The sequence below is a fragment of the Hymenobacter translucens genome (genome assembly GCF_020685205.1).
Classification (GTDB): domain Bacteria; phylum Bacteroidota; class Bacteroidia; order Cytophagales; family Hymenobacteraceae; genus Hymenobacter; species Hymenobacter translucens.
The window spans coordinates 1-25,336 of the sequence record NZ_JAJERB010000001.1; the positions used below are offsets into that span (position 1 = coordinate 1).

At 63.0% G+C, this 25,336-nt stretch carries 22 protein-coding genes; 9 read left to right on the forward strand and 13 right to left on the reverse strand.

The features are described 5' to 3' along the window. Positions 1–167, reverse strand: a 167-nt coding sequence (locus LJY25_RS00005) for a coproporphyrinogen III oxidase (RefSeq protein ID WP_394799944.1), incomplete at its 3' end; no start/stop codon positions are given. 442 nt (positions 168–609) lie between these two features. Between LJY25_RS00005 and LJY25_RS00010 the strand changes: the two genes are divergently transcribed. Continuing rightward, positions 610–2,712, forward strand: a complete 2,103-nt coding sequence (locus LJY25_RS00010; RefSeq protein WP_227606165.1) for an alpha-ketoacid dehydrogenase subunit alpha/beta — start codon at positions 610–612, stop codon at positions 2,710–2,712. Between the two features lie 185 nt (positions 2,713–2,897). Here LJY25_RS00010 and tamL read toward each other — a convergent pair whose 3' ends face one another. Continuing rightward, positions 2,898–5,282, reverse strand: coding sequence for a translocation and assembly module lipoprotein TamL (tamL, locus tag LJY25_RS00015; RefSeq protein WP_227606166.1), 2,385 nt, complete (start codon positions 5,280–5,282; stop codon positions 2,898–2,900). 14 nt (positions 5,283–5,296) lie between these two features. Here tamL and LJY25_RS00020 point away from each other — a divergent pair, with 14 nt between their 5' ends. Then, positions 5,297–6,040 (forward strand): TrmH family RNA methyltransferase, encoded by a 744-nt coding sequence (locus LJY25_RS00020; RefSeq protein ID WP_227606167.1) that lies wholly within the window; start codon positions 5,297–5,299, stop codon positions 6,038–6,040. 205 nt (positions 6,041–6,245) lie between these two features. On the opposite strand, the gene LJY25_RS00025 is transcribed toward LJY25_RS00020, so the two are convergent. From LJY25_RS00025 to LJY25_RS00050, 6 genes are all read right to left on the reverse strand, one after another. Then, positions 6,246–7,394, reverse strand: a complete 1,149-nt coding sequence (locus LJY25_RS00025) for an outer membrane beta-barrel protein (RefSeq protein ID WP_227606168.1) — start codon at positions 7,392–7,394, stop codon at positions 6,246–6,248. Between the two features lie 14 nt (positions 7,395–7,408). Then, a complete protein-coding gene (locus LJY25_RS00030) occupies positions 7,409–8,248 on the reverse strand; it encodes a hypothetical protein (protein WP_227606169.1) in 840 nt (279 codons plus the stop codon). Further along, a complete protein-coding gene (locus LJY25_RS00035) occupies positions 8,229–8,807 on the reverse strand; it encodes an RNA polymerase sigma factor (RefSeq protein ID WP_227606170.1) in 579 nt (192 codons plus the stop codon). Before LJY25_RS00035 ends, LJY25_RS00030 begins: the two co-directional genes overlap by 20 nt. Positions 8,808–9,064: 257 nt before the next feature. Beyond that, entirely contained in the window at positions 9,065–9,424 is a 360-nt protein-coding gene (locus LJY25_RS00040) for a CoA-binding protein (RefSeq protein ID WP_227606171.1), read from the reverse strand. Between the two features lie 110 nt (positions 9,425–9,534). Next, entirely contained in the window at positions 9,535–11,112 is a 1,578-nt protein-coding gene (locus LJY25_RS00045; protein ID WP_227606172.1) for an NAD(P)/FAD-dependent oxidoreductase, read from the reverse strand. A gap of 82 nt (positions 11,113–11,194) precedes the next feature. Continuing rightward, positions 11,195–11,467: a hypothetical protein gene (locus LJY25_RS00050; protein WP_227606173.1), complete on the reverse strand. Its 273-nt coding sequence runs from the start codon at positions 11,465–11,467 to the stop codon at positions 11,195–11,197. 124 nt (positions 11,468–11,591) lie between these two features. On the opposite strand from LJY25_RS00050, the gene LJY25_RS00055 reads away from it, so the two are divergent. Then, the gene (locus LJY25_RS00055; protein WP_227606174.1) at positions 11,592–12,914 is read left to right on the forward strand and encodes an MFS transporter; all 1,323 of its coding nucleotides are present in this window, start codon (positions 11,592–11,594) and stop codon (positions 12,912–12,914) included. A gap of 74 nt (positions 12,915–12,988) precedes the next feature. On the opposite strand, the gene LJY25_RS00060 is transcribed toward LJY25_RS00055, so the two are convergent. Beyond that, positions 12,989–13,969 (reverse strand): tryptophan 2,3-dioxygenase family protein, encoded by a 981-nt coding sequence (locus LJY25_RS00060; protein WP_227606175.1) that lies wholly within the window; start codon positions 13,967–13,969, stop codon positions 12,989–12,991. A gap of 179 nt (positions 13,970–14,148) precedes the next feature. Between LJY25_RS00060 and sdaAB the strand changes: the two genes are divergently transcribed. The 5 genes from sdaAB (at position 14,149) to LJY25_RS00085 (ending at position 19,243) form a co-directional block, all read left to right on the forward strand. Further along, a complete protein-coding gene (gene sdaAB / locus LJY25_RS00065; RefSeq protein WP_227606176.1) occupies positions 14,149–14,829 on the forward strand; it encodes an L-serine ammonia-lyase, iron-sulfur-dependent subunit beta in 681 nt (226 codons plus the stop codon). A gap of 12 nt (positions 14,830–14,841) precedes the next feature. Further along, positions 14,842–16,377 (forward strand): TolC family protein, encoded by a 1,536-nt coding sequence (locus LJY25_RS00070; RefSeq protein WP_227606177.1) that lies wholly within the window; start codon positions 14,842–14,844, stop codon positions 16,375–16,377. A gap of 39 nt (positions 16,378–16,416) precedes the next feature. Then, positions 16,417–16,596, forward strand: coding sequence for a hypothetical protein (locus LJY25_RS00075; protein ID WP_227606178.1), 180 nt, complete (start codon positions 16,417–16,419; stop codon positions 16,594–16,596). Positions 16,597–16,659: 63 nt separating this feature from the next. Further along, complete coding sequence (locus LJY25_RS00080) at positions 16,660–18,060, forward strand: efflux RND transporter periplasmic adaptor subunit (RefSeq protein WP_227606179.1); 1,401 nt, start codon at positions 16,660–16,662, stop codon at positions 18,058–18,060. A 193-nt stretch (positions 18,061–18,253) separates the two neighbouring features. Then, complete coding sequence (locus LJY25_RS00085; RefSeq protein WP_227606180.1) at positions 18,254–19,243, forward strand: NAD(P)H-dependent glycerol-3-phosphate dehydrogenase; 990 nt, start codon at positions 18,254–18,256, stop codon at positions 19,241–19,243. A gap of 21 nt (positions 19,244–19,264) precedes the next feature. Here the strand turns inward: LJY25_RS00085 and LJY25_RS00090 are convergent, their stop codons facing one another. Continuing rightward, complete coding sequence (locus tag LJY25_RS00090) at positions 19,265–21,004, reverse strand: hypothetical protein (RefSeq protein ID WP_227606181.1); 1,740 nt, start codon at positions 21,002–21,004, stop codon at positions 19,265–19,267. Between the two features lie 286 nt (positions 21,005–21,290). Between LJY25_RS00090 and LJY25_RS00095 the strand changes: the two genes are divergently transcribed. Continuing rightward, complete coding sequence (locus LJY25_RS00095; protein WP_227606182.1) at positions 21,291–21,686, forward strand: DUF4259 domain-containing protein; 396 nt, start codon at positions 21,291–21,293, stop codon at positions 21,684–21,686. 12 nt (positions 21,687–21,698) lie between these two features. Here the strand turns inward: LJY25_RS00095 and LJY25_RS00100 are convergent, their stop codons facing one another. Genes LJY25_RS00100 through LJY25_RS00110 form a run of 3 tightly spaced genes read right to left on the reverse strand, consistent with a single transcriptional unit; the run spans position 21,699 to position 25,298 of the window. Next, positions 21,699–23,474, reverse strand: a complete 1,776-nt coding sequence (locus LJY25_RS00100; protein ID WP_227606183.1) for a hypothetical protein — start codon at positions 23,472–23,474, stop codon at positions 21,699–21,701. Next, a complete protein-coding gene (locus LJY25_RS00105) occupies positions 23,429–24,001 on the reverse strand; it encodes a Maf family nucleotide pyrophosphatase (protein WP_317206566.1) in 573 nt (190 codons plus the stop codon). The genes LJY25_RS00100 and LJY25_RS00105 overlap by 46 nt, the downstream gene beginning before the upstream one ends. Beyond that, a complete protein-coding gene (locus tag LJY25_RS00110) occupies positions 23,988–25,298 on the reverse strand; it encodes a DUF1015 domain-containing protein (protein WP_227606185.1) in 1,311 nt (436 codons plus the stop codon). The genes LJY25_RS00105 and LJY25_RS00110 overlap by 14 nt, the downstream gene beginning before the upstream one ends. Positions 25,299–25,336 lie beyond the last annotated feature (38 nt).

Genomic DNA, 25,336 nt, shown 5'->3' on the forward strand with positions numbered 1-25,336 from the left:
GCCACGGCCGAGAAGTTCACCCCGCCTTTTTCGATGATCTGCCCGCCGGTCAGCACCCGGCTCCGGCCCCCGCCGCCGCTGTGGTGCTCCCAGGCATCTTCCTGAAACCGTCCCCGCCCATCAGTAGCTTCAAGCTGTCGGCACAGCCAGTCCTGGAAAAGGCGCATCCACTGTTCTACGCTACCCCGATGCGAGGGCGCTTCCGGAGCATCGAATGGAAAAAGGTTGGCGTTCAGCATTCAGTGAGGGAGAGAAGCGTGGCAAAGGCAGGAGCAAAGGCACAGCTGGTCCGGAGAGCATCGGTTTCCGACTGGCAAAGGTAGGAGTTTGCCGGTTTTGATGACCGGCCGCCCGCCCGTGGGGCCGTCGGGAAGGGCACGGGTCGGAAGGTAGTAGCTTATTCAGGTGTAGGGCGTGTCCCGGCGGTCCGGGCTGTGCGGGGCGCCCGCTGGTCGGTGCTGGTGCACCAGGCCCCTTTTATTCCGCACGCAGACCGGCCATCCGGGCCGGCTGCGTTGCCACCGGCTTACCCGCAGACGATCCGCCCCGGAACCGTCTGTCCAAATATGGCGCCGAAGCCGTAATTTCGCCCCAAACCCACTACGCCGCATGTCCACCCACGCCGTTCCCGCCCTCGAAACCGACTTTGCTACCCACCAGCCTGACCGCGACATTCTGTTGCGGGCCTACCGGCTGATGCGCACCTCCGACGAAATGGCTCGGCTCTACGAGGAAAACAAGGCCGTGACGGCCAAGTACGTGCACGCCTCTTCCAGGGGCCACGAAGCCATCCAGCTGGCTGCCGCCTTCCACCTGCGCCCCACCGACTACGCCACGCCCTATTACCGCGACGATGCTATGCTGCTGGGGATGGGTTTGCAGCCTTACGAGCTGATGCTTCAGCTGATGGCCAAGCGCGACGACCCGTTTTCCGGCGGCCGTACCTACTACTGCCATCCGTCCCTGCGCCGGTCGGGCTTCCCGGTCATGCCGCACCAAAGCTCGGCTACCGGGATGCAGGCCATTCCGGCCACCGGCATGGCCCACGCCATTCACTACCTCGAAGGGCAGGGCGTGCTGACGTCGGCAGCCGAGCAGCCCGTGGTGCTGTGCTCTATCGGCGACGGGGCCATGACCGAGGGCGAAGTGTCGGAAGCGCTGCAGATGGCCGTGCTTCACCAGCTGCCCATCATCTACCTCGTGCAGGACAACGAGTGGGGCATCTCGGCCACCGGCCGGGAGATGCGCGCCATGGATGCCTACGAGTTTGCCGCCGGCTTCAAGGGTCTGCAGCGCCTGCGCGTGGACGGGGCCGACTTTGCCGCTTCCCACGCCGGCATGGCCCTGGCGTTTGAGTACGCCCGCCAGACCCGCCGCCCCATTCTGGTGCACGCCAAGTGCCCGCTGCTGGGCCACCACACCAGCGGCGTACGCCGCGAGTGGTACCGGGGCGACAACCTGGCTACCCACACTACCCTCGATCCGCTGCCCCGCCTGCACCAGCTGCTGCTCGACGCCGGCGAAACCGAAGACCAACTCCAGCTCATTGCCGACGAGGCCCGCGCCCTGGTGCTGGCCGACTACCAGCGGGCCCAGGCCGCCCCGGCCCCCGACCCGGCAACCTTTGCCAACCACGAGTTTGCGCCGCCCGCCGTCACCGAGGAAGCCGGGGAGCGGTGCCCGGCCGGGGCCGATAAAGCCCTGATGGTGGATGCCGCCCTGCACGCGGTGGATGACATTCTACAGGAGTTTCCGGAGGCCTTGTTCTACGGGCAGGACGTGGGCGGGGAGCTGGGTGGGGTGTTCCGCGAAGCCGCCCTGCTGGCCAAAAAGTACGGCGACACCCGCGTCTTCAACACGCCCATTCAGGAAGCCTACATCGTGGGCAGCACGGCCGGTATGTCGGCCGTGGGCGCCAAGGCCATTGTCGAAATTCAGTTTGCCGACTACATCTGGCCCAGCCTCAACCAGCTGGTGGAAGAGCTGTCGAAGTCGTGCTACCTCACCAACGGGCAGTTCCCGGTGCAGTCCCTGATCCGGGTGCCGATTGGCGCCTACGGCGGGGGCGGACCTTACCACTCGGGCTCCATTGAAAGCACCCTGCTCAACATCCGCGGCATCAAGGTGGTGTTTCCCAGCAACGCGGCCGACATGAAAGGGCTGATGCGCGCCGCCTTCCTCGACCCCAACCCCGTGGTCATGCTCGAGCACAAGGGCTTGTACTGGAGCAAGGTGCCCGGCACTGAAGATGCCAAGACCACCGAGCCGGCAGCGGGCTACGTCATTCCGCTGGGCAAGGCCAACGTAGTGCAGGTGGCCACCGACGAGCAGCTCGGGCGGGGCGCCACCTGCGTGGTAGTAACTTATGGCATGGGCGTGTACTGGGCCAAAACCGCCAGCCGGCAGTTCGAGGGCCAGGTTGAGATTCTGGACCTGCGCACCCTTAACCCGCTCGACTACGAAGCCGTGGAAGCAGCCGTGCGCCGCCACGGCAAAGTGCTGGTGCTGACCGAGGAGCCCCTGATGAACTCGTTTGCCGAAAGCCTGGCCGGCCGTATTCAGCGCACCTGCTTTCAGCAGCTGGATGCGCCCGTGTTCACCCTCGGCGCCGCCAACCTGCCCGCCATTGCGCTGAACGTTGACCTGGAGCGTCAGATGCTGCCCAGTGCCGAAAAAGTAGCTACCGCCCTTGCCGAACTGCTGGAGTGGTAAGCTAAGGAACTGAAGCCTTGGGGGCGGAGAGCCCGCCAAGCGTGGCACCCTGAATAATAAGCCAAGTCACGTATTAGTAAAAAGCCCCGGCGTAGATCTACGCCGGGGCTTTTTGTTTTGCTGGGATGAAGAAGGGATGATCTGCCAGCCCCACTGGTGTGGTTAGTCCATGAAAAGCTTCCGCCTTAGAAGGGGTAGCCGATACCGAGGTTGAAGGCGGTTTGGTTGGTGCCCAGGTTGAAGCTGCCCAGCCGAAACTTATTGCCCAGCGCCGTGGGGTCGTACACCTTGGTGGCCACGTCCAGGCGCAGGATCAGGAAGGTAAAGTCAAAGCGGATGCCGATGCCGGAGCCCACGGCCACCTGCCGCAGAAAGGTGGTCGGGGCAAACTGCCCCCCCGGCTTCTTCGGGTCGTCGTGCAGCAGCCAGACGTTGCCAAAGTCAGTAAACAGCGCGCCGTTGATAAAGCTGTACACCGGGAAGCGGTACTCCACGTTGCCTTCCAGAAGAATTTCGCCGGGCTGCTCGAGGTCAAATACCTGTTCCCCGTCGCTGTTTACTTCGGTGTGGGAGCCGGGGCCAAGGCGGCGGGGGCGCCAGGCGCGCAGGCTGGAAGCACCCCCGGCAAAGAAATACTTGTCGTAGGGAATGGTATAGGCCCCGCCCGTGCGCGACAACGCGCTGGCTACCCCGGCATTGAGGCGGTACACCAGAAACGTGCGGGGGCTGAACTTCTGGTAGCGCCGCCAGTCGGCATTCACCTTGGCGAAGTTGTACACCTTCAAATTAAACCAGGGTAAGTTCCGGTACAAGTCCCGCGACAAGCCCCCGACTTCGGCAAACATGCGCAGGTAGCGCGCGTCCCGGGTCTGGTTGAAGTCATTGGAATTGTAGAGCGACGTCAGGTTCATGCTTGGAATGAACAGGGAGTCGAAGCTCCGGTAAAGCGGGGAACCCTGCAGGGCCAGCTTGTCGAGCGTGCTCTGGAAGGCGTCCGAGATGTTGCTGGCCCGCACCAGGCTTAGGTTCATCGGCGTCAGAACGTACTGCTTGTAGGGTGACTGCTGCCATACGTAGTCGTAGGTGGCTTCCAGGTTGGTGCGGGTGTATTCCTGGCGCTTGACGTAGGTGTACGTGGTGCTGAGCCGGGTTTTGGGGTTGTAGCGGGTCAGAAACCGGTCGGTGCGCCAGGGCACCAGGAACATGGGCAGCACCAGGCTGGCGTTGGCACCCAGCTGGGTGGTCAGTTCGCTGGCTTCCTGGGTCCGCTTGATCTGACCTTCAAAGCCGGTCCGGACGCCGAACTCCAGGATTTCAGCTCCCCCGAACACGTTGCGTACTTTCAGCCGGAAGTTGAAAAACGGGCCCGGCAGGTTCTGCACCACCGTGCCGCCCAGCTCCGTGGTTTCCTGCAGCCGCTTGGTGGGCGAGGCGTTGATGTAGGCATCGAGCAGTCCTACGGTACTGTCGGGCTTCGCGTAGCTGACGTTGTTGAATCGGAATACGTCCAGGTTGGCGAGCTGGCGCTGCGTGAGCATAGTATTGGCCTGGCTGTAGCGCTGCCCGGGCCGGACGGTAAGCTTTCGGTCGAGAGTGCGGAGGCGGAAGCGGTGCTCATAGGCCAGGTAGTGCACCGAGTCGAGCACCAGCGTGTCGCGCTGGGCCCCGAAGCGGACCTGCCCGGCGTCGGTGATAAAGTTGACCTGCCGGATCGTGTATACCTGGTGACGGATGCCCGAGTCGGGTTCGGCAATAAAGGTGCGTAGCCGTACGGTGGCGGGGGCGTAGCTGGTGTCGGCCTCCAGCGAAATGTACTGCTGGCGAAAGTCGAAGTAGCCGGCATTTTTGAACAGCGTTTCAAGGCGGGCGCGCTCCTGCCCGATAACTTCTTCGTCGTACCGGTCGCCCTCGTGCAGCAGGGAAGTCGCCTGGCTGCCACGCACAACCTGGGCCACCGCCGTGTCGGGAAAGCTGTAGCTGAGGCGGCTGTAGGTAAAGGGCGTGTTCTCCACCACGTTAATCGTCACCGTTACCCGGCGGTCCTTCACCGTGTCAGTGGCCGTGACTTTGCTGCGGAAAAAGCCCTTGGAACGCAGAAAGGTGGAAATCTGCTCCACGGTCCGGTCCGTCAGCGTAGAGTCGTAGATAACCGGCGGCTCGCCCAGCCGCATGATGGCGTTGCCCTTGTCCAGGGCCAGGCGCAGGCGACGGGTGCGCTTGTCGCGCTTCACCAGTAGCTTCCCCACCTTGGCCGAGTCGGGGCGGGCGGCCTGAATCTGTTGAGCGTAGCTTGTGCGGATGCGCTGCAGGCGGCTCTGGATGCGTTCCGGGTTGTAAAAGGTGTGGCCTAGCTGGTAGATTGCTAGCTTTGGCAGCGGAAACGTGGTATTCGGCTCCTGCTGATACAGTTCCTGGATCCGCTCCGCATCGGCCTGGCGCACGCCTTCGAGCTTAATGCGGCTCAGCAGGTTTTGCCGGGGGGCCAGCAGCTTGATCGGCGAGCAGCTGCCCGCGACCAGCAGCACCAGCAGGGCCGCCACCTTCACATTTGAAAAAGCCCGCTGGGGCATCGTAGATAACAAATATGGTTTCAAAAGCAGTTGCGAAATACGTGCACGCGCTGCACCTGAAAAAGTACCGGCTCCGCGAAGGAGCCTTCCTGGTTGAAGGGGGCAAGAGCGTCCGCGAGCTGCTAAGTTCCGCACTTCTTACGGAACGAGTGTTCCTTACTGCCGACTTTGCCTTAAAAACCCCGCCGCTTCCGCCCGGCCTACCCGTCGAAATCGTGACGGAAGAAGAGCTTACCCGCCTTGGTACGCTGGCCACCAACAACACCGCGCTGGCCGTGGCGAAGCTGCCGCAGGAGCCCCCGCTGCCCACCGGCACCGACCGCCTGCTGCTGGCCCTCGACCAGGTGCGGGACCCCGGCAACCTGGGCACCCTGATCCGCCTGGCCGACTGGTACGGCCTGGCCGGGGTGGTGTGCTCGGATACCTGCGCCGACCCCTGGGCACCCAAAACCGTAGCTGCCACGATGGGCTCGTTTACCCGGGTGCCGGTCTGGCAGCGCGAGCTGCCCGGGTGGCTCGGCACGCTGCCGCCGGACGTGCCGGTGTACGGCGCCGACCTGGAGGGCGACAACGTGCACCGCCAGCAGCTCACGCCCCGCGGGGTGCTGGTGATGGGTAGCGAATCGCACGGCATGCGGCCGGAGGTACTGGCCCGCCTCACGCAGCGCCTGCATATTCCCGGGGCCGGCGGCGCCGAAAGCCTCAACGTCGCCATTTCCGCCGCCATCCTGCTCGACAACTTCCACCGGGCGCTGTAATGCAGGGAGTCGGGAGGAAAAATCAGCCCACTTCGCTTCAACGGCATCAACGATCTGACTGCTTACCCTTGCTACGAAGGCCTGACGGGTTTCCTCGACGCATTGACCAGATGCTGCTGCCGGTACAGTCAGCTAAAATATGTCCTAAAGCAAAAAGTCCCGCTGAGCTAAGCTCGGCGGGACTTTTTGCTTTGACATCGGACGGTTACATCAGCGTTACGCCGAAGGCTACCGACTGAACCTGAGGGCCGCGGTTTTCGCGGAACAGCTCATTCAGGTTGTACTTGACGAACAGGTCGAGTCCGCGTACGCCCACGTGGCCCTGCACGCCATACTGGAAGTCCTGCAGGTTAAAGCGGCCGTGGTCCTTGTCTTTCTGGGTGTCGCCTTCCAGATCGTACTTGATCTTGGTGTGGGCTTCGAGCAGGTAGCCGGCAAAGCCGCCGGCTCCGAGGCGCAGGTTGCGGTGACCCTGCTTGTCGCGGAAGGTGAGGTCGAACATCAGCGGCAGGTTTACTACGGTGGTGGCCAGCTTGCTTTTCTGCAGGCTCAGCACCGGCTCCCGGATGATGTCAACCCGGGAATCGGTCGATACGAGGCGGCGGTTGTTGTCGAACATGTAGTTGTTGAACGCAAACTCGGGCCCTGTAACCAGGCGCAGGGGGCTGCGCTTGCCACCCAGCCGGATGGTGTAGTGCCAGTTCAGGCTGACGTAGCGGGAGCCCAGGGCCCGCAGGTCGTACGGCTGCTCTACGCCGCCGGGCGAATACGTCTGGCGGTTGGCAAAGGCATTCAGACCCAGGTCCACGGTAAAGTCGTTGCGCACGATGCGGTTGGCCCGCTCCTCTTTCTTGATTTTCTCTTTGACGTGGCGCAGGGAGTCGCGGTCGTGGTGGTCGTCATCGTCATCATCGTTGGTATTGATGCGGATGTTGAAGCCGTCCTTTTTGTCGTCGCCGTTGATGACCACAATCTTGCGCTCTTCCGTTTTCTGGTCGCCTTTGCCGGCACCAGCGGCCCGGTTGCGAACCGTAATGCGGATCTGTTCGGGGGCCTTCTGGCCGGGATGGTCTTTATCGGGGTAGAACTCCATGGTAATCTGGTCCGACTTGGAATCCTGCCCGGCCTTCTCGGCTTTCTGGATATAGCCGTCGAGCATCACCATCAGGGAGTCCAGCTTGTAGGTGCGCATCTGGCGCAGCTGCTCCTTGTTTTTTACATACAGCGTCATGGTGGCCTGGTTGGGCATTTTCACCACAATGGTATCATCATTTGAAGGCGCTACGGCGGCCAGCAAGCGGCAAGGCGCGGCCAGGGCCAGCAGCAATACTGCCAGCAGGGTTGAGCATTTCATGAACGTAGGAGGAATTAGAGTTGAATTGTTTTGGTAAGGGTGCGGCTGCCCACGCGGGCCTGCACCGTCAGGCTTTCCGGCAAGCCTGCTTCGGCCAGGCTTACCTGCTCGCCCCGCAGCGCGTTGTGGGCCTGCTTCAGCACCGCGCCGAATCGGGTGCGTCGGGCGGGCTCCTCGGCGCTGGCTACGGTGGTAGCCGGGGTCGGGTCGCGCCGGATTTCGACCTCAATGGGGCCGGCCGGCAGGGCCGGGGCTACGGCCGCGTCAGGCTGAGCCGCAAAGCTGTTGGCCGGGACCGGTTCTGCACCACGCTCCGGATACGTGGGGGCAGAAGTGGCGGCCAGGGCAGATGAGCTAGCCGGCTGCGATGTAGCCTGCGTGGCTGCGCTTTTCTTACCTGATGCCGGAGCAGCAGTGGAAGCAAGGCTGGCGAGCTGACTTGAAGGAGCGACTTCCCGTTTGGTAGCCGGTTTCGAGACGCTAGATGCCAGGGCCAGTTGAGCAGTTGCCTGGGTTTCGTCAGAATTTTGCGGATTCGCAGCTTCGCGCAGCTGGCTAGCCTCACGCTCACGGGTCTGATCAGCCTTCAGAGGCTGAGCGGCCGGATGCTTCGCAGTCGAAGCCAACTCGCCCTGACCGGTGCGCAGGCCGGCGCCGGGGTGAAGCCAAGCACCACCCGCAACCAGTAGCAGCGCAATGACGGCTGCCGCGGCATACATCCACATCACCGGCCGCTTGCGGGCGGGCTCAGGAGCCAGCTCAGCTTCGAGCTGCTCCCACAGGAAAGCGGGAGGGGCAGGAGCATGGTCCTGCAGCTTATCCCGGAACAGTTGATCAATATCGTGCGGTTGCATAGAGTTCTTTCGGTGTGGAGTGAGCGGTGGCGGTCTGGCTGGCGGCGGCGAGGCGACGCTGGAGCATGGCCCGGGCCTTGCTTAGCTGCGATTTGGAAGTGCCTTCCGAAATGCCCAGCAGCTCGGCAATTTCGGGGTGAGAGTAGCCTTCCAGGGCGTACAGGTTGAAAACCGTACGGTACCCGGCAGGTAATTCGGCCAGCAGGGCCATCAGGTCGGCGGCGTTCATCTGGCTTTCGGCGTCGGCGGGAGTGCTGGCCACATCTACCGAGTAATCATCGATAGCCATGTGCAGGGGCTCTTTGCGGCGGAGCTGGCCCAGGGCCTCGTTCACCATTATACGGCGGATCCACCCTTCGAAGCTACCTTCGTGCCGGTACTGGTCGAGGGCGCGAAACACCTTGGTAAACCCACCCAGCATGGCTTCCTGGGCGTCGTCCCGCTGCCGGAGGTAGCGCAGACACACGCCAAACATCAGGCCGGCGAACCGCTCGTAGAGCTGTTTCTGCGCGCGGCTGCTGCCCTGGCGGCAAGCGGCAATTAATTCGGCGTCGGTCACGGAAAAGAAAGTAAAAAACTGTCGATAGGGGGCGTTTGGACGGGTAGATGCGGGGCGAATTCCAACGGTTGCCTGCGCGCTAAAGATTTTTAAAAATAGTGATAAAACCGCGGTTTAGAGTTCCAGGCAAACAAGGAATGCTGCCTGACACCCGCGTAACGCGAAAGCAGCAAAAGCCCCGATATCAACCGATACCGGGGCTTTCGAATCAAGTGAAGAGCTGTGGATAGCAAGACCTCAGCCGGCGGCTGGGGAAGCTAGTAGTTACCGACGGAAAGCATGACCAGGGTACATGCTTCTTCGGTACGGATGCCCTGCTGCTGGGCCAGGCGCTCCAGTTCCGGGTTTTCAGTGCCGGGATTGAAGATAATGCGCTTCGGCTTCAAACTCAGAATGTAGTCGTACCAGGTCGGCTGGTTTTGGGGGCCCACGTACAGGGTCACCGTGTCGATGCCGGCTTCGACAGGCCGGTCGGTGTGAATGGGCAGGCCGGCTACGGCACCCTTGCGAATGCCCACCGGTACCACTTCGTGGCCGTGGTTTTTAAGCTGATGCACGGCCCGGAAAGAGTAGCGGGCGGGATTGTCGCTGGCGCCGAGAACGAGGGTCTTTTTCATGTGTATGGGCGGTTAGCTAATTGCGGTTAGCGGGTGGCTTCTTCAGAAAAACTGAAACAAAGCGTATACGCAGCAATACAAGCTAACAGCTAACAGCTAACAGCTAACAGCTAACAGCTAACAGCTAACGCGGCCATGGCTTCGGCACACCGCTCCCCGTCCATGGCGGCCGACACGATGCCTCCGGCAAAGCCGGCACCTTCGCCGCAGGGAAAAAGCCCGCGGATTTCGGGGTGCTCCAGTGTAGCCGGGTCGCGGGGGATGCGTACGGGGGCGGAGGTCCGGCTTTCCACGCCTACAATCTGGGCGGCATTGGTGGCGTAGCCCGGAATCTTACGGCCGAAGTCCTGGAAGCCCTGGCGGAGCCGCTCGGCCAGCCCGGCGCCCAGCACCTCGTCCATACGCACCGACACCAGGCCGGGCTGGTAAGAGGTTTCGAGCAGCTCCGTCGAAGCTTTCTTTTTCAGGAAGTCGCCGAGGCGCTGCGCCGGGGCCAGCTGGGTGTTGCCGGCCAGGGCGCAGGCCCGCTGCTCGATTTCCTGCTGCAGCCGCAGCCCGGCCAGCGCCCCGTACTGCTTCAGGTCCATGTCTTCGAGCTCAATGGCCGTCACGATGCCGGAATTGGCAAAGCGGGAGTCGCGGCGGCTGGGGCTCATGCCGTTCACCACCACTTCGCCCGGCGCCGTCGCCGCAGGCACAATAAAGCCACCCGGGCACATGCAGAAGGAAAATACGCCCCGCTGCTTGCCCTGCCACTGGGTCTGGTGCACAAGCGAATAGGAGGCGGCTGGCAGCTGCCCCCGGTCCTGGCGGCGGTACTGGGCCTGGTCGATAAGTTGCTGGGGATGCTCCACGCGCACGCCCAGCGCAAAGGGCTTGGCGTCGATGCGCACTCCGCGCCGGTGCAGCAGCTCGTAGATGTCGCGGGCCGAGTGGCCGGTGGCCAGGATGACGCCGTCCGCTTCCAGGGCTTCGCCCGTGGCCGTTACAACTCCCCGCAGCTGGTTTTTTTCGAGCAGCAGGTCATCGACCCGGGTGTCGAAGCGTACTTCGCCGCCGGCCGCCCGGATACTTTCGCGCAGGGCCTGAACTACGTAGGGCAGCTTGTTGGTGCCGATGTGGGGGTGGGCGTCGACCAGAATATCGGGCGTGGCACCGTGCTGCACGAGCAGGCGCAGGATGCGCTGCACGTCGCCGCGCTTGGTGGCGCGGGTGTAGAGCTTCCCATCGGAGTAGGTACCGGCCCCGCCTTCGCCAAAGCAGTAGTTGGAGTCGGGATTGACCAGATGCTCCTTATTAAGAGCGGCCAGGTCACGCCGCCGGGTGCGCACGTCTTTGCCCCGCTCGAGTACGATGGGGCGGATACCCAGCTCAATGGCCCGCAGCGCGGCAAACAGCCCGGCCGGACCGGCTCCCACGATAAGCACGGAACGCCGGGCCCGGCTCACGTCGGGGTACTCGAACCAGGGGCCGAACAAATCGGTGGGGGGGCGGGAAAGCCAGATGTCGGCCCGCAGGCGAACCTGCGGCTGGCGGCCGCGGGCATCAATGGAGCGGCGGCGCAGGTGCACGAAGTCGGCCTGGCCGGGCTGAAGCTGGGCAGCGGCCAGCAGGGCCCGGTAGCGGGCGTACTCGTCGTAGGCTACTTCCGGGGGAAGCAGCACTTCAATTTCTTTCTTGTCGGACATAATAGGGTGAAAGGTGTCTAGCCTTTAAACCAGGTAAAAAAGGGCCGTTGGTGGCCGGATGGGGGCTAAGCCAGCCGTAAAGTTACGGATTCATGCCGCTCCCGCCTTTGCCGGAGATGTTCAGACCCACCCGGCCCAGGTCGGAGTGGGCCCGGCGGGTGTTGTCGAACTGCTCGTTCAGCATCTCGGTAATCGCCTTGGCTACGTCGGGTCCGTTGCGGGCAATAGTGCCGCTCAGTACCTGGTAGTAGAAGTTGGCGGTGGTTTCCGCATCCCAGAGCTGGCTGATGTTGGCGTGCAGCTTGCGCACCTGCTCCAGGGAAGTGTCGATGTTCTTGCGCTCGGTTTCGGTCATGGCAGTAGCAGATTTAAATCCCACCTTGTACGGACAGGGACAAAAGGCGGTCAGCCAGCCTTTTGGTTCCGGACGGGCCCTTCGGGTAATTCCCGATAATTTGCCCCGGCTTTCCCTGACTTCTATGGCTTCTGACTTTTTACCGGCCAACCGCCCCACGCCCCGCACCATGGCCTCCCGCATCCGCTCTATCGTGAGCGGGTCCATCGGCAACCTGGTGGAGTGGTACGACTGGTACGTGTACTCAGCCTTTTCTTTGTATTTCGCCCCGGCGTTTTTTCCGAAAGGAAGCCTCACTGCCCAGCTGCTTAATACCGCTGCCATCTTTGCCGTGGGGTTTCTGATGCGGCCCCTGGGCGGCTGGCTGATGGGGCTTTATGCCGACAAGCACGGGCGCAAAGCCGCCTTGCTCTTGTCGGTGCTGCTCATGTGCGCGGGCTCCCTGCTGATTGCCCTCACGCCCGGCTATGCCAGCATCGGGGTGGCGGCGCCCATCCTGCTCGTGGTAGCCCGGCTGGCGCAGGGGCTGAGCGTAGGCGGGGAGTACGGCACGTCGGCCACCTACCTGAGCGAAATGGCTGACCAGCGCAACCGGGGCTTCTTCTCCAGCTTTCAGTACGTGACGCTGCTGGGCGGGCAGCTGCTGGCGCTGCTCGTGCAGCTGGGGCTGCAGCAGGTGCTGAGCCCCGGGCAGCTGGCTGAGTGGGGCTGGCGGATACCCTTTGGCATCGGGGCACTGGCCGCGCTGGTAGCGTTGTATCTGCGCCGCACGATGGAGGAAACCGACGCCTTTGTGCACAGCCAGGCGCCGGCTGCGGCAGGTAGTCCGCAACCCGGCAAGCTGCAGCTATTGCTTCAGCACCCGCGCGAAGTGCTGACGGTAGTGGGTTTGACGCTCGGCGGCACGCTGGCCTTTTACACGTTCACGACCTATGCCCAGAAGTTTCTGGTGAACACGGCCGGCTTCAGCAAAGACCAGGCAACGCTGATTTCCTTCGGGGCCCTGGCCGTCATGCTGGTATTGCAGCCGCTGCTGGGGGCGCTGTCGGACCGGGTGGGCCGCCGGCCGGTGCTGTTGTTTTTCGGGGTGGGTGCTACGCTGGGCACGGTGCCGCTGCTGCACTTGCTGGGGCAGTCCAGCAGTACCTGGGTGGCCTTTGGCCTACTATTGCTGGCCCTGGTTATCGTGAGCGGCTACACCTCTATTAACGCCGTGGTAAAAGCCGAGCTGTTCCCAACTGAAATCCGGGCGCTGGGCGTGGGGCTGCCCTACGCGCTGACCGTCGCCATTTTTGGTGGCACGGCCGAGTATGTGGCCCTGCTGGCCAAAAGCCACGACGTGGAAAGCTGGTACTACTGGTACGTGACGCTCTGCGCGGCCATTTCCCTGCTCGTGTACTGGCGCATGCCCGACACGCGGGATACCTCACGCATTGCGGCAGATTGAGTTGCTGAAACAGCAAGAGCCCCGACCAAACTAGCTGGCCGGGGCGCTTGTTGCAACATTATATAACGGTGGCTTTACCCGGCGCTGACCTGCTCCAGAATGCCTTCCACCCAGCTTTTACCCCATTCCTCAATTTCCTGCTCGGTCCAAAGCTGGGGGTAGAAGATGCGCTTCTGAAACTTGGGAGGCAGGTACTTCTTCCAGTTCGTGCCGCCCGTGGCCGCCAGGGCCGCCGGGTCCCGCTCCAAATAGCGGACCGCCGACTTGAAGTGCATCAGCGGCCAGTTAATGTTCACGTTGGAGTCGAGCAGCTTGAGCTGGCGGATCAGGCGGGGGTGATGGCGGTCCTCTTCGGGCAGGCGCTGCACCACGCTCCACACGTTGCGGTCCTGGTAATGAACGGCGTGGCGGGTAAGGTGGTGGCTGTATTTTTCCTCAAACTGCATCAGCGTAAGCGTCTTGGCGCCCGATCCTTCGAGCGTGGCCCCGGCCTTCCAGTAAATGCAGCCCATGAGCTCGTCGTGGGCGGCGGCTTCGCCCAGCAGGCGACGCTTTTCCTTGTCGAGCAGGTTGTCGAGGGCCGTGGAGGCTATTTCGATCATGCGGTACTGCACGCTCTGAAAGCCCGAGGCCGGCATTAGCGACATCCGGAACTTGAGGAACTGGTTTTTGTCCATGCCGTCGACCATCACATCGAACGAGTCGATCAGGTTTTCGAAGTAGCGGTTGATGCGCCCCAGGCGCAAAACCAGCTCGCCCATGGTAGGCTGCGTAAGCTCGCCGATCTGGTCGTACTCACACAGGCAGAGCTTAAAGTAAAGCTCCGTGATCTGGTGGTACATAATAAAGATTCGCTCATCGGGAATGGTGGTGAGCGGGCGTTGCAGACTCAGCAGGGTATCGAGCTCGATATAGTCCCAATAGGTGACGTAGTCGGCGTGGTAAAGGCCCTCGAGGTAAGCGGCCAGATCCTGACCGTCAGCCTCATACTTCTGCTGCAGCCGCCGCAGCTGCTCGAAGACAGCGGGGGAAAATTCGTCCTGGGGAGTAGACATTGGGTGGGGTGGAAGGGGAAATATAGCCCAAAGAACGAAAATCAATTCATAATACCCAGCCGGCTCAGGCAACCTTTGGGTGGCCGGCCGCATCCTATTGGCTTATAGCGCTCAGCTTGCCGTAGTAGCCCGGCGCGGTTGGTTTTTCCCGGGGCAATCCACTACTTTTAGCCCGTCTTATGGCCGAGCGCAGCAGTATTTTTGATATGATTGGGCCCGTCATGATTGGCCCCAGCAGCTCCCACACGGCGGGCGTCGTGCGCATTGCCCTGGCCGCCATCCGCATCCTGGGCGCGGTGCCCACCCACGCCACCGTCACGTTCTACAACTCGTTTGCCCGCACCTACGAAGGCCACGGCTCCGACCGCGCCATCGTGGCTGGCCTACTGGGCTTCCCGACCGACGACGTGCGCATCCGCGACGCGTTCAGCCATGCCGAGCAGGCCGGGCTGCAGTACGTGTTTCAGAGCGTGGGCAACGCCTCCACCATGCATCCCAATACCATTCGCCTGCAGCTGCGCGACGAGCGGAGCGGGCGGGGCGTGGAGGTAGTCGGGCAAAGCCGGGGCGGGGGCGTGATCCGCATCGTGGAAGTCGATGGCTTTCCATCCGATTTCTCGGCTTCCCTGCACACGCTTATCGTGGATGCCGACGACCGGCAGGGCTCCATTGCTTTTATCGCCTCGGTCATAGCCCACGACGATTGCAACATCGCCACGATGTTTGTGTCGCGCAAAGGCAAAAACGAGGTAGCCCGGCAGTTTATCGAAATGGATTCCAGCATCAAGCCCATTACCCTCGAGTACCTGCGGCAGCTAAGCTGGGTGCACCATGTGACATACATCCCGACTATTGACTAGGCCATTCTGACCATGAAAACTTCCTGCCCTCTGCTTCGCCGCCTGCTCCTGACGGCGGGTTTTGGCGGTATGCTGCTGGCCCCCGGGGTCGGTGCTGCCCAGACCGCCACGCCGCCCCAGCCCCCGGCCGGGGCCCTTACGCCCCAGGCTCCCACCGGTCCCTGGAGTTTGCAGCGGGCCGTGGACTACGCCCTGCAAAACAACCTGACGGTGCGCCAGAATCAGCTTAGTGCCCAGCTGGCCGACGCAACCCTGCGCCAGAGCCGGGCCGCCATGCTGCCGACGGCCAACGCAACGGCGTCCCAGACCTGGAACTACGGTACCAACGTCGACCCCTTCACGTTTGAGCTGGCCGACCAGACCACCCGGGCCAACAACTTCAACGCCAGCTCCCAGCTTGTCCTGTTTCAGGGTTTTCAGCTGCGAAATGCCGTCAAGCGTAACACGCTCGACTACCAGGCCAGTCTGGCCGATATCGAGCAGGCCCGCAACGATTTGTCGCTGAACGTAGCGTCGGCCTACCTGCAGCTGGTGCTGGCCGAGGAGCTGGTCCGTACCAACGAGCTGCGGGTCAACAGCACCCAGCTGCAGGTGGAGCGCACCAAAAAGCTGCTCAAGGCCGGCAGCGTGGCCGAAAGCAACCTGCTCGACAGCCAGGCCCAGCTGGCTTCCGATGAGCTGAACGTCATCACGGCCCAGAACCAGCGCGAGCTGGCCCGCCTCACGCTTTCGCAGTACCTGAACCTGCCGTCGCCCAGCGGGTTTACGATTGAGCTGCCCAACCTGCCCGATCCGGACGAAGAGGCCCCGCTGGCCGCGGACCCCGACGGCACGTACCAGACGGCCCTCGGCCTGATGCCCCAGGTAAAGGCCGCTGAAACCCGGGTGGCAAGTGCCCTGCGGGGCGTGGAAGTGGCGCGCGGCGCCTACTACCCCCGCCTGAGCTTTGGCGCCGGTGTATTCTCCGGCTATTCCTCGCTGCGTCAGACCCGGGTGCTGACCGGCGACACCATCATCACCCCCATCCCGCTTTACCAGTATAACCCCGCCAACCCCAGCCGGCCCATCCTGGTACCGGGGGGCTTCGCAGGCTTCCCCCAGCCCGAAGCCCGGTCGTTGCCGGAAGGCTTCGGCTCCCAGTTTAAAAACAACCTGGGCCGGCAGCTGCAATTCAGCCTCACCATCCCGATTCTGAACGGCCTGCAGGCCCGTACCAACGTGCAGCGGTCCCAGGTGGCGGTGAAGCAGGCCGAGCTCCGGGCCGAGCAGACCCGCCTGGCCCTGCGCCAGAACATCCAGCAGGCCTACGCCGATGCCATTGCGGCCCAGCGGCGGTTTTCCTCGGCCAAGCGCCAGGTAGAGGCCCTGACCACGGCGTACCGCAACGCCGAAATCCGCTTCAACAACGGCCTGCTGAACGGCACCGAGTTCAACATTGCCAAAAACAACCTCACCTCGGCCGAGTCAACCATGATTCAGGCCAAGTACGAGTTCGTCTTCCGCCGCAAGGTGCTCGACTTCTACCAGGGTCGGCCCCTGACGTTGTAGCGCCTCGCCAGGCGGGTGTACACCAACTCCGTTATCCTTATGGAAAACAAACGCTTCCGCACCGCACTGCTGGTGCTTTTGATAGGGTTGATGCTGGCGGGAATTTTTGCAATGGGCTTCCGGATTGGCCGCCGCCAAACGGAAAAGGAGCAGGCTGCCTCCCGGGGCCTGGGCGTTCATCTTGGAAGCACCCCGACGCTGCATCTGCACGCCGCCTAGTTCCGCCTACCTCAGATTTACTAAATAAAGCACAGCTTGCGGCGTAAAGCCACTATTCCTTCCATGAAAAACAACCGCTTACTTTTTATTCTCCTCGGCCTGCTGCTTTTTCTCATCATTGGCTTCGTTGTGGCCAAGCAGAAGGGCTGGGTGGGCCAGCCAACCGGTACCGAGGTTATCACGGCCAAAGCCGCCCCGGTAAGCATTGTGGAGAAGGTGAGTGCCTCGGGCAAGGTGCAGCCCGAAACCGAAGTGAAGATCTCGCCCGACGTATCCGGGGAAATCATTGAGCTGTATGTAGCCGAGGGCGACTCCGTCAAGAAAGGCCAGCTGCTGCTGCGCATCCGGCCCGACAACTACCAGGCCATGGTAAACGTGCAGTCGGCGACGGTGGGCACCCAGCGGGCCAACGTGGCCCAGACCCAGGCCCGCCTCCAGCAGCTGATGGCCAATGCCCGGCAAACCGAGCTAAGCTACCGCCGCAGCGCCTCGCTCTACAAGCAAAAAGTAATTTCCCAGGCCGACTACGAAGCCAGCAAGGCCGCCTACGAAGCCAGTCAGGAGGAAATCAACAGCGCCCGCCAGAGCATCCGCGCCGCGCAGAGTAACGTTTCCAGCGCCCAGGCCTCCCTGGAAGAAGCCCGCAAAAACCTCAACAAAACTACCATCTATGCCCCGGTAAGCGGCACGGTAAGCAAGTTGAACGTGGAAAAGGGTGAGCGGGTCGTGGGCACGTCGCAGATGGCCGGCACCGAAATCATGCGCATCGCCAACCTGAACTCGATGGAGGTGCGGGTGAACGTAAACGAAAACGACATTATCAACGTGCACCTTGGCGACTCGGTGGAAGTAGAGGTTGACTCCTATTCCAGCAAGGATGAGAAGTTCCGCGGCCTGGTGACCAGCATTGCCAATACCGCCAAGGACGCCCTGACGGCCGAAGCCGTAACCGAGTTCGAGGTGCGCATCCGCCTGCTGCCCGATTCGTACCGCCACCTGCTGCGCACTGTGAAGGGCCGCACCGTGGTACCGTTCCGGCCGGGCATGACGGCCTCGGTCGACATCATCACCGAGCGCAAAAACAACGTGCTGAGCGTACCCCTAGCAGCCGTCACGACCCGGTCGGACAGCGCCGCCACCAAGAAGGACAAAGAGGAGGGAGGCGTAAAGATTCAGCGCGGCAACGGGGCCCCCGAGGAAGCTCAGAAGGCGGCCCGGGCCGACATCCAGGAAGTGGTATTCGTGGTGCGCAAGGGCAAGGCCATGCTGACGCCCGTGAAAACCGGCATCAGCGACTTTGCCAACATCGAAATCCTGAGCGGGCTGCAGGCGGGCGACGAGGTGGTGAGCGGACCGTTCCGCACAGTCGCCAAAACCCTCAAGAACGGGGCGGTAGTGACGGTGAAGGACGCCAAGACCATCAACAAAGCGGCGCTGAGCGGAGACCCGGAAGAAGAGAAATAAAGCAGACGGGCGACCGACCTGGTGCTGCTCAGGCAGGGAAGGCGAGCGGGATGTACTGCCTGACTACGAACTCTCAACGACAAGCCCCTGGTGCCCGCGCGGCGCCAGGGGCTTATCTGTGGCGGAAACTTCGCACTTTTGAGGCGCTGAACGGCCGCGCGGCGGGCGCCACGACACTTTACGATTTACTGCGTTGGATAAAATAGCCATGATTGGCGGCGGCTCCTGGGCCACCGCGCTGACCAAGATTCTGTCGGAAAACGGGGCTCAGGTGGGCTGGTGGCTGCGCAGCAAAGATGATGTGCAGCACCTGCGCACCACCCGGCACAACCCGCGCTACCTCTCGTCGGTGGCTTTCGACCTGAGCCGGGTGCATCCGAGCACCAACCTGGCCGACGTCGTGGAAGAAGCCGACTGGCTGGTGCTGGCCGTGCCCGCAGCCTTTGTGCGCAGCGCCCTCGACAAGCTTGACCGCGACGCCCTCCGGGGCAAGCGCATCATTTCGGCCATCAAAGGCATGATTCCCAAGGAGAACGTGCTGGTGACCGACTACGTGACCGAGCGGTTCCGGCTGCCCCAGAGTCGGATGGGCGTGGTGGCCGGACCCTGCCACGCCGAGGAAGTAGCCCTGGAAAAGCAGAGCTACCTCACCATTGGCGGGCCCGACCTGGTGCTGGCCGAGGACTTCAGCAGGATGCTGCGCAACCGCTACGTAAAGGCCTACCCGATGGACGATCTGGACGGCATCGAGTACTGCGCCGTGATGAAGAACATCATTGCCCTGACCTGCGGCATTGCCCACGGCCTGGGCTACGGCGACAATTTCCAGGCGGTGCTGGTCAGCAACGCGGTGCAGGAAATCCGCCGCTTTCTGCACGCCATCAGCCCCGTGACGCGCGACCTGTCGGGTTCGGCCTACCTGGGCGACCTGCTGGTGACGGCCTATTCGCAGTTTTCGCGCAACCGCACCTTCGGCAACATGATCGGGCGGGGCTACTCGGTGAAATCGGCCCAGATGGAAATGAACATGGTAGCCGAGGGCTACTACGCCGTCAGGAGCATCTACGAGCTCAACCGGGAGCTTCAGGTGTCCATGCCCATCACCACGGCCGCCTACCACATTCTGTACGAGCGGATTTCGCCTGCCGTGGAGCTGGAAATTTTGAAGGAGAAGCTGCGGTAAGTGCCAAGGCCAATGGGGCTGCTACCAGCTCCGGCGTTCGTAGATCGTGACAAAAGAATCCTGGTAGGCGGGGGCGTAGCGGGTCGTATCCACCTGCTTCAGAGCTTCGGGTTCCCGTCGGTCGAGCACCAGCAGGTCGTAGGGCTGGTCCCGGCGCCAGCGCGAGTGCAGCACGGTTGGCCCGGGAGCGAGCAGGTGGTAGTGGTAGAAAAACAGCTGGTAGTACGATGCCTCCACAAACACCAGGGCGGGCTGGCGGGCCGCCACCCACTGGTAGGTCCGCTTGATATGGGCTTCGCTGTTCCTGAAGGGTTGATAGTTCTGGCGCAGGTAGTACGTCTGGTAGGCGGCGTAGCTTAGCAGAAGCACAGGCAGGAGCAAGGTCAGGGCGCGGCGGAATCGACGGGAACCAGCCACCAGCTCCCCGTACAGCAGCCCGGCCAGGATAAACAAAAACAGCATCTTGTAGAACAGGACCCGCTCGGGCGGCATCACCCGCTGCGCGGCCAACAGCGCGTACGGCAGGACCGTAGCCACCAGGGCCGGGCCGGCCAGGTGGCGGAAAGCGGAGCCCCGCGGGGCGGTGTACAGACAAACCAGGGTAGCCGTGCCAAGTAGCAGAAATACGCCCAGGCCCAGCCGCAGCTGCCCCAGCAGCTCGCCTTCGAGGGCCCAGAGGTAAAAGCCGGCCTTCTGCCAGAAGGCAGCCGGCGTCAGCGCCACCACGTAGGAGTTGCCGGTTAGCGCCGGCAGCCCCGATACCACTACCACCGGCAGGTAAAGCAGGGCTACGACTACCAAGACCAGCAGGCCCGCTGCTCCCAGCGGCATAAGGGCTGACTTGCGCCGGACCCCGAGCAGGTAAGCCCCGGCATACAGCAGAAAGGAGAGAAACGGGTACAGGAAAATGGGGATCGTGTAGAAGCCGGCTACGCTGCTGCACACGAACAGGGCTGCGCCGGTCCGGGAAAACTGCCGGGAGTGCAGCATAGCAAGCAGACCAAAAAAGGCCAGCCCGGCGCATACTGACACCAGCAGATAGCCCCGGCCTACCGCCGAATGATAGAGGGTGAACGGTGAGAGGCTGAACAGGGCTAGGGCAAGCGTGGCCCCGTAAAACCGCAGGTAACGCAGTAGCAGGGCATACAGCAGCGTCGTGCCGCCAAGGCCCACCAGCAGCGTGGGCAGGCGCATCGTCAGCCCGGCGTGGCCGGTCATCTCCCAGGCAACCCAGCCGAGCAGGTTGGCACCGATATGGTTGTTGGGAATCGGATAGAAGCTGGTAATACCGACCAGGCCCTGCCGTACAAAATAGTCGAGCGAGGCCGCCTCGTCGGTGCTGACCGGCAGCCAGAAGGCCAGCGCAATCCGCAGGCTGGTAAGGGCGGTCAGCAGCAGCCCGGCCGCCCGCCGCTGCCAGCGGGGAAGCTCAAGCCAGGTTTGCCACAGGGCCGCGGATGCTCGCCGCAGTTCCCGACCCAGCGAGCGAAATTCAACCCAGGCTGCCGGCCGGAAGGTGCGGAGGGCGGCAAGGCCAGCGGCGGCAGTCAGCAGGCAGGCCAGCAGCACGGTGCGCAGCAGCAGATAGGAGGATGGGGTAACGGCGAGCGGGAACAGCCGAAATCCTACCTCGTGGTAGGTAACCTGGCCCAGACCCAGCACCCGGGCATACGGGGTAGTCCAGTACAGCAGCCCCAGGGCCGCGGAAACGCCGCCCACCAGGAAAGCAGCCAGTAACGCAAAAAACCGCAGGTTCGTCATGAAACAAAAGCCCGCGAAAAGCTGGTCGCGGGAAATGGACCGGAGAGAAGGCTCGCAAGATTACGCACAAATAGGTAGCCCCTGTCGGATTATCCAACGAGGGGGCGGGCCGTGAAAAATCAGGCGGCTGCCCGGCTGCCCCCTAGTTTTGTATCTTGACCACCGTGGAAAGCAAGTCAAACGGATGCATTTTGCCCCGGCGGCTCGGGCGAAGTGCTACCTTCCGGGGCCCGGCCCGTACCATAGCCTGATTTCAACTGCTCTGCCACTAAACCACTCACTGCCTATGTCTGCCTGGGGAAACTTCAACTTCGACAACGACGATGCCACGGACTTTGCCGGCGACTTTATGGAGCGTCCCAGCGAAGTTCAGCTGCTGGAAGCCTTGATTACCGCTGCGGAAGGCGAAAATCTGGAAGCTGACGAAGCGTCCCAGGCCCTGGCCGCCGCCGAGATTGTGGCGGCCTGGCACGGTAAACCCGGCTCCGACTTCCTGCCCGGCCTGTTTTCGGCCATCCAGCACCTCGATGTAAGCGACGAAGACGAATTGCTGGACCTGGCCCGCCGGGCGGTGCAGGCGGTGCTTCAGGGCTCGGAGCTGGTGGAGCTGTGGACCGAAAACGGCGAGCTGGCCAGCTGGCAGGCCGCCCAGCGGGACCTGCTCACCCGGCTCGAAGCGTAAGCAGCGCGAGCATCAGCGGAGCGGCTTGACCCGCACGTCCTCGTTTTCAAACAGCGCCGGTTGGGCCGGTGGCGCCGGGCTGGTTTCCTTGTCGGTTAGCTGATAGTCATACGAGACTCCAGGCTGACGACTCGCGTCTACCCGCAGGTTAGCGCGGTCTTGCTGGCTGAAAAAAGTGAGGTAGAGCTGGTAGTGGGGATGAAGGGTGAGCACGCGCCGGGCTCCGTGATGGCGCAGCCAGGAGTAGGTGCTGGCCACCCGGGCGTTGCGCTGCCCTTCAAGCAGTGCCCGCTGGTGAAAGGGCCGCAAGCCAAGGAGCGCCCACGCTACGACTGGCAGGCCCAGGGCCAGTGCCGGGTGCCGAAAAGCAGGCCGGCTAACCCAGCGGGTCAGCACCTGCTCGTAGAGCAGCGCGGCTGGCAGCAGCAGAAAAAATATCCGAAATGACAGCACCCGGGCAGGTGGGAAAATGCCCCGAGCGGCCAGCAGCAGGTACGGAACCCAGAGTAGCCCCAGCGCCAGAAACACCAAGTGCCGGGAGCTGCCCCGCCGCCTTCTAGACGAGAAGAGTGCGGCCAGACTTATACTCACGCTGAGTAGGGCTCCCAGCGGCCCTGCTCCGAGCAGCTGCCCCTCGGTGCGCAGCACGTAGGACAACCCGGTCAGGTCCGGCGTGCTGCCCGCGCCGGGAGCTACGTAGCCGTTAGCAAACAGCGCCCCGGCTCCCGACACGACAAGCACCGGCGCGTACAGCAGCAAGGTTGTTATTCCCGTCACGAGCCCGGCCGGAATCAGTTGCCCCAGCTGGGACCATTGCCGCTGAAAAATGAAGGAGAGGCCCAGGCTGCCGAACAGAGCGCCGAAGATCAGCAGAAAGGTGGGCATGGCGTAGAGCCCTGCCACCGCGGAGCACACCAGCACCGTCCAGGCCCGGCGCGGGCGGTCAGTATTGTTGAGCAGGGCCAGCGCGGCCACCAGTGCCACCTGAGAGCAGAACGCCAGCAGGAAATAGCCCCGCCCAACCACGGCCTGAAACAGGCTGTAGGGAAAGAAGGCAAACAGGAAAACCGTCAGCGCCGTCACCTGAAAGCCCGTGCGGGGTAAAAGCAGCAGCCCTACCAGCGCCGTTCCCACTGTGCTGATCAGCAGCGTCGGCAGGCGCATGGCAAAGTACACGTTCGAACTCAGCTGGCTGAACAGCCAGCACAGGACGCTGTACAGGATGTGGTTGTTAGGAATAGGGTAGTAGCTCAGTGCCGCCACCGGCCCCTCCCGCACAAAGGACAGGTAGCTCACTACCTCGTCGCCGTAAAGTGGGTAGTAAGCCAGGTAGTAGCCCCGCACGAGCAGCAGCAAACCCAGCAGCCCCAGGGCAGTAGCCTTGTCCTTGCGCGGCAGTGCATGCCAAGGAGCCAGCAGGGAAGGCGCGGCGCGGTGCTCCCGGCGCAATGCACCCACTTCCTGCCGCAGCCAGCCGCCGGTCCGGAAGCCCCAGGCCGTTACCAGACCCAGAACTCCCACCAAAGCCAGCAGCCCCAGCTTTACGTTTTGATAGCCGGCGGGGCTCAACGCAACCGGCAGGGTCCGGAACGTGCCGTCGTGGTAGCGCAGGTGGCGCAGGTGGTCGATGTCGGCGTAGGAGCCCGGCCCAAATACCAGGGTGAGCCCCAAAGCTGCCAGCAGGAGCAGCCCCAGGCCCAGCGCCAGGAAAAACTGTAGGGGAAGTGGCCCGGCTACCCGGCTCATGCCGGCAGCAGGCCGCCCATCAGCTTGGTCAGTTCTTCCCATACCCGGTGCACCGGCAGACCCATCACATTGAAGTAAGAGCCTTCCAGCCGGGTCACGGCCACCATCCCAATCCAGTCCTGGGCTCCGTACGCCCCGGCTTTGTCGAGGGGGCGGTACTGGCGTACGTAGAACTCGATTTCAGTTGGTGTCAGGGCACGAAAGTGCACCCGGGTCTGGTCCGAGAAGACCACCTGCTGCCCACCGCCGGTGAGCAGGCACACCCCGGTGAATACGTCGTGGGCGCGCCCCTGCAGGCGGGTCAGCATCCGGATGGCCTCGGCTTCATCGGCGGGCTTGTTGAGCACGTCGTCTTCGAGGCAGACGATGGTATCGGCCGTCAGCACCACTTCGTCGGCAGCCAGCCCGGCCCGGTAGGCCTGGGCTTTGTGCGCGGCCAGGTACTCGGCTACTTCGGCCCGGCGCAGGTGTTCCGAAAACGACTCATCCACTTCCTGCAGGCGCACCTCGTAGGTCAACCCCAGGTCGGTGAGCAGCTGGCGGCGGCGCGGGGAGTTAGAGGCAAGCACTAAACGGGTTGGGAGCATCATCGTCGCGGATAGAGGAGAACAGAAAGCCTCCGATGGTTTTCGGGTAAAAAAAGGTCGACTTGGGCGGCATCACCGCCCCGCTGTGGCAGACGCGCTCTACTTCGGCCATCGTCACCTCATTGGTAATCAGGGCGGCCCGGGCCTCGCCCCGGTCGACGCGGGACAGGCACTCGGAGAAGCTGCGCACGTAGGCAATGCCGGGCCAGGCCCGCTGCACGTCGGGGCCTTTCAGCTCCAGCACCCGCTCCAGCACAAAGTAATGCAGCACGGTCAGATCAAGGGCTTTCACCTCAGTCGTCGTGTCCCAGTTGAGTTGCTCGTGCACTTCAGGGAGCAGGCGCAGCTTGTAGGCCTGCCCCTGGAGGTAAAGGCCAAACGCCCAGGGCTTGCCGGCAATCAGCTCGGGCAGGCCGAAGGCGTCTTCCTGCGGCATCACCCGAAAATACACGGCCAGGCGGGCCAGGAAGTCCTCGTTACTCAGGTTGCCGGGCAGCTCCAGCAGCAGCCGGTGGGTGGGCAGGATGCGCAGGTCGTCGGCGGCCGAGTTAGTGAGGTACATCAGGTGGTAGTTCCAGGACTCCCGGCCGGTGGCCTCGGGGTGGGCCGCCAGCTGGGCCTGCCGGTAGCGGAGTGACCCTTCGTAGCGGTGGTGGCCGTCGGCCAGAATCACCTGTCGCTCCGCCAGCACCCGCTGAAACCGGTGAATGACGGCAGCATCCTGAATGACGGCCAGCACGTCGCGGGCCCCCTGGTAGTCTTCCTCGGTCTGGTAGAGCGGGTCCTGGATGGCTTCGTCGAGGTAGCGTTCCAGCTCAAACGCGTCGTCGCGGTACAGGCCGTGGGTGGCGCTGGTCTGAAACTGCAGCCGGGCCAGCAGCTCAGTCCGGTCGTTGACTGAGCCGGGCAGGGTGCTTTCGTGGCGCAGCACCTGGTTTTCGGACCAGTCGTAGGCGCGGATGTGGGCCATAAAGCCCTTGCGGCAGTATTCCCGGGTTGAGCCGGGGAGCCGGAAATACTGGTAGTAGGCGTAGATGCCGGGCATCTCGTCCTGGCGCAGCACCCCGCTTTCCTGCCACTCCCGCAGGCGCTGAAGCGCCGCCGCCGTGGCATCGGCATCCCGGGGCACGGACAGGTGAATGCTGTTCAGCGGGTTGCGGTACAGGGCATCACGCTGCTTGGTCGACACCACGTCGAACAGCGGAGAAACGTAGTCGTCGATATGGGCACTCAGCGCCTCGTTGTAGCGCCAGCCCCGGATGGGTCGGATTTCAGCCAAGCTGTAAGAAAGTGAGGGTGCGGATAAGGATATCTACA

Excerpts from the sequence above, each read along its gene's own strand:
- LJY25_RS00010 (WP_227606165.1), top strand. The coding sequence starts at position 610 with ATGTCCACCCACGCCGTTCCCGCCCTCGAAACCGACTTTGCTACCCAC.
- tamL (WP_227606166.1), bottom strand. The coding sequence starts at position 5,282 with ATGCCCCAGCGGGCTTTTTCAAATGTGAAGGTGGCGGCCCTGCTGGTG.
- LJY25_RS00020 (WP_227606167.1), top strand. The coding sequence starts at position 5,297 with ATGGTTTCAAAAGCAGTTGCGAAATACGTGCACGCGCTGCACCTGAAA.
- LJY25_RS00025 (WP_227606168.1), bottom strand. The coding sequence starts at position 7,394 with ATGAAATGCTCAACCCTGCTGGCAGTATTGCTGCTGGCCCTGGCCGCG.
- LJY25_RS00030 (WP_227606169.1), bottom strand. The coding sequence starts at position 8,248 with ATGCAACCGCACGATATTGATCAACTGTTCCGGGATAAGCTGCAGGAC.
- LJY25_RS00040 (WP_227606171.1), bottom strand. The coding sequence starts at position 9,424 with ATGAAAAAGACCCTCGTTCTCGGCGCCAGCGACAATCCCGCCCGCTAC.
- LJY25_RS00045 (WP_227606172.1), bottom strand. The coding sequence starts at position 11,112 with ATGTCCGACAAGAAAGAAATTGAAGTGCTGCTTCCCCCGGAAGTAGCC.
- LJY25_RS00050 (WP_227606173.1), bottom strand. The coding sequence starts at position 11,467 with ATGACCGAAACCGAGCGCAAGAACATCGACACTTCCCTGGAGCAGGTG.
- LJY25_RS00055 (WP_227606174.1), top strand. The coding sequence starts at position 11,592 with ATGGCTTCTGACTTTTTACCGGCCAACCGCCCCACGCCCCGCACCATG.
- LJY25_RS00060 (WP_227606175.1), bottom strand. The coding sequence starts at position 13,969 with ATGTCTACTCCCCAGGACGAATTTTCCCCCGCTGTCTTCGAGCAGCTG.
- sdaAB (WP_227606176.1), top strand. The coding sequence starts at position 14,149 with ATGGCCGAGCGCAGCAGTATTTTTGATATGATTGGGCCCGTCATGATT.
- LJY25_RS00070 (WP_227606177.1), top strand. The coding sequence starts at position 14,842 with ATGAAAACTTCCTGCCCTCTGCTTCGCCGCCTGCTCCTGACGGCGGGT.
- LJY25_RS00075 (WP_227606178.1), top strand. The coding sequence starts at position 16,417 with ATGGAAAACAAACGCTTCCGCACCGCACTGCTGGTGCTTTTGATAGGG.
- LJY25_RS00080 (WP_227606179.1), top strand. The coding sequence starts at position 16,660 with ATGAAAAACAACCGCTTACTTTTTATTCTCCTCGGCCTGCTGCTTTTT.
- LJY25_RS00090 (WP_227606181.1), bottom strand. The coding sequence starts at position 21,004 with ATGACGAACCTGCGGTTTTTTGCGTTACTGGCTGCTTTCCTGGTGGGC.
- LJY25_RS00095 (WP_227606182.1), top strand. The coding sequence starts at position 21,291 with ATGTCTGCCTGGGGAAACTTCAACTTCGACAACGACGATGCCACGGAC.
- LJY25_RS00100 (WP_227606183.1), bottom strand. The coding sequence starts at position 23,474 with ATGGGAAGAACTGACCAAGCTGATGGGCGGCCTGCTGCCGGCATGAGC.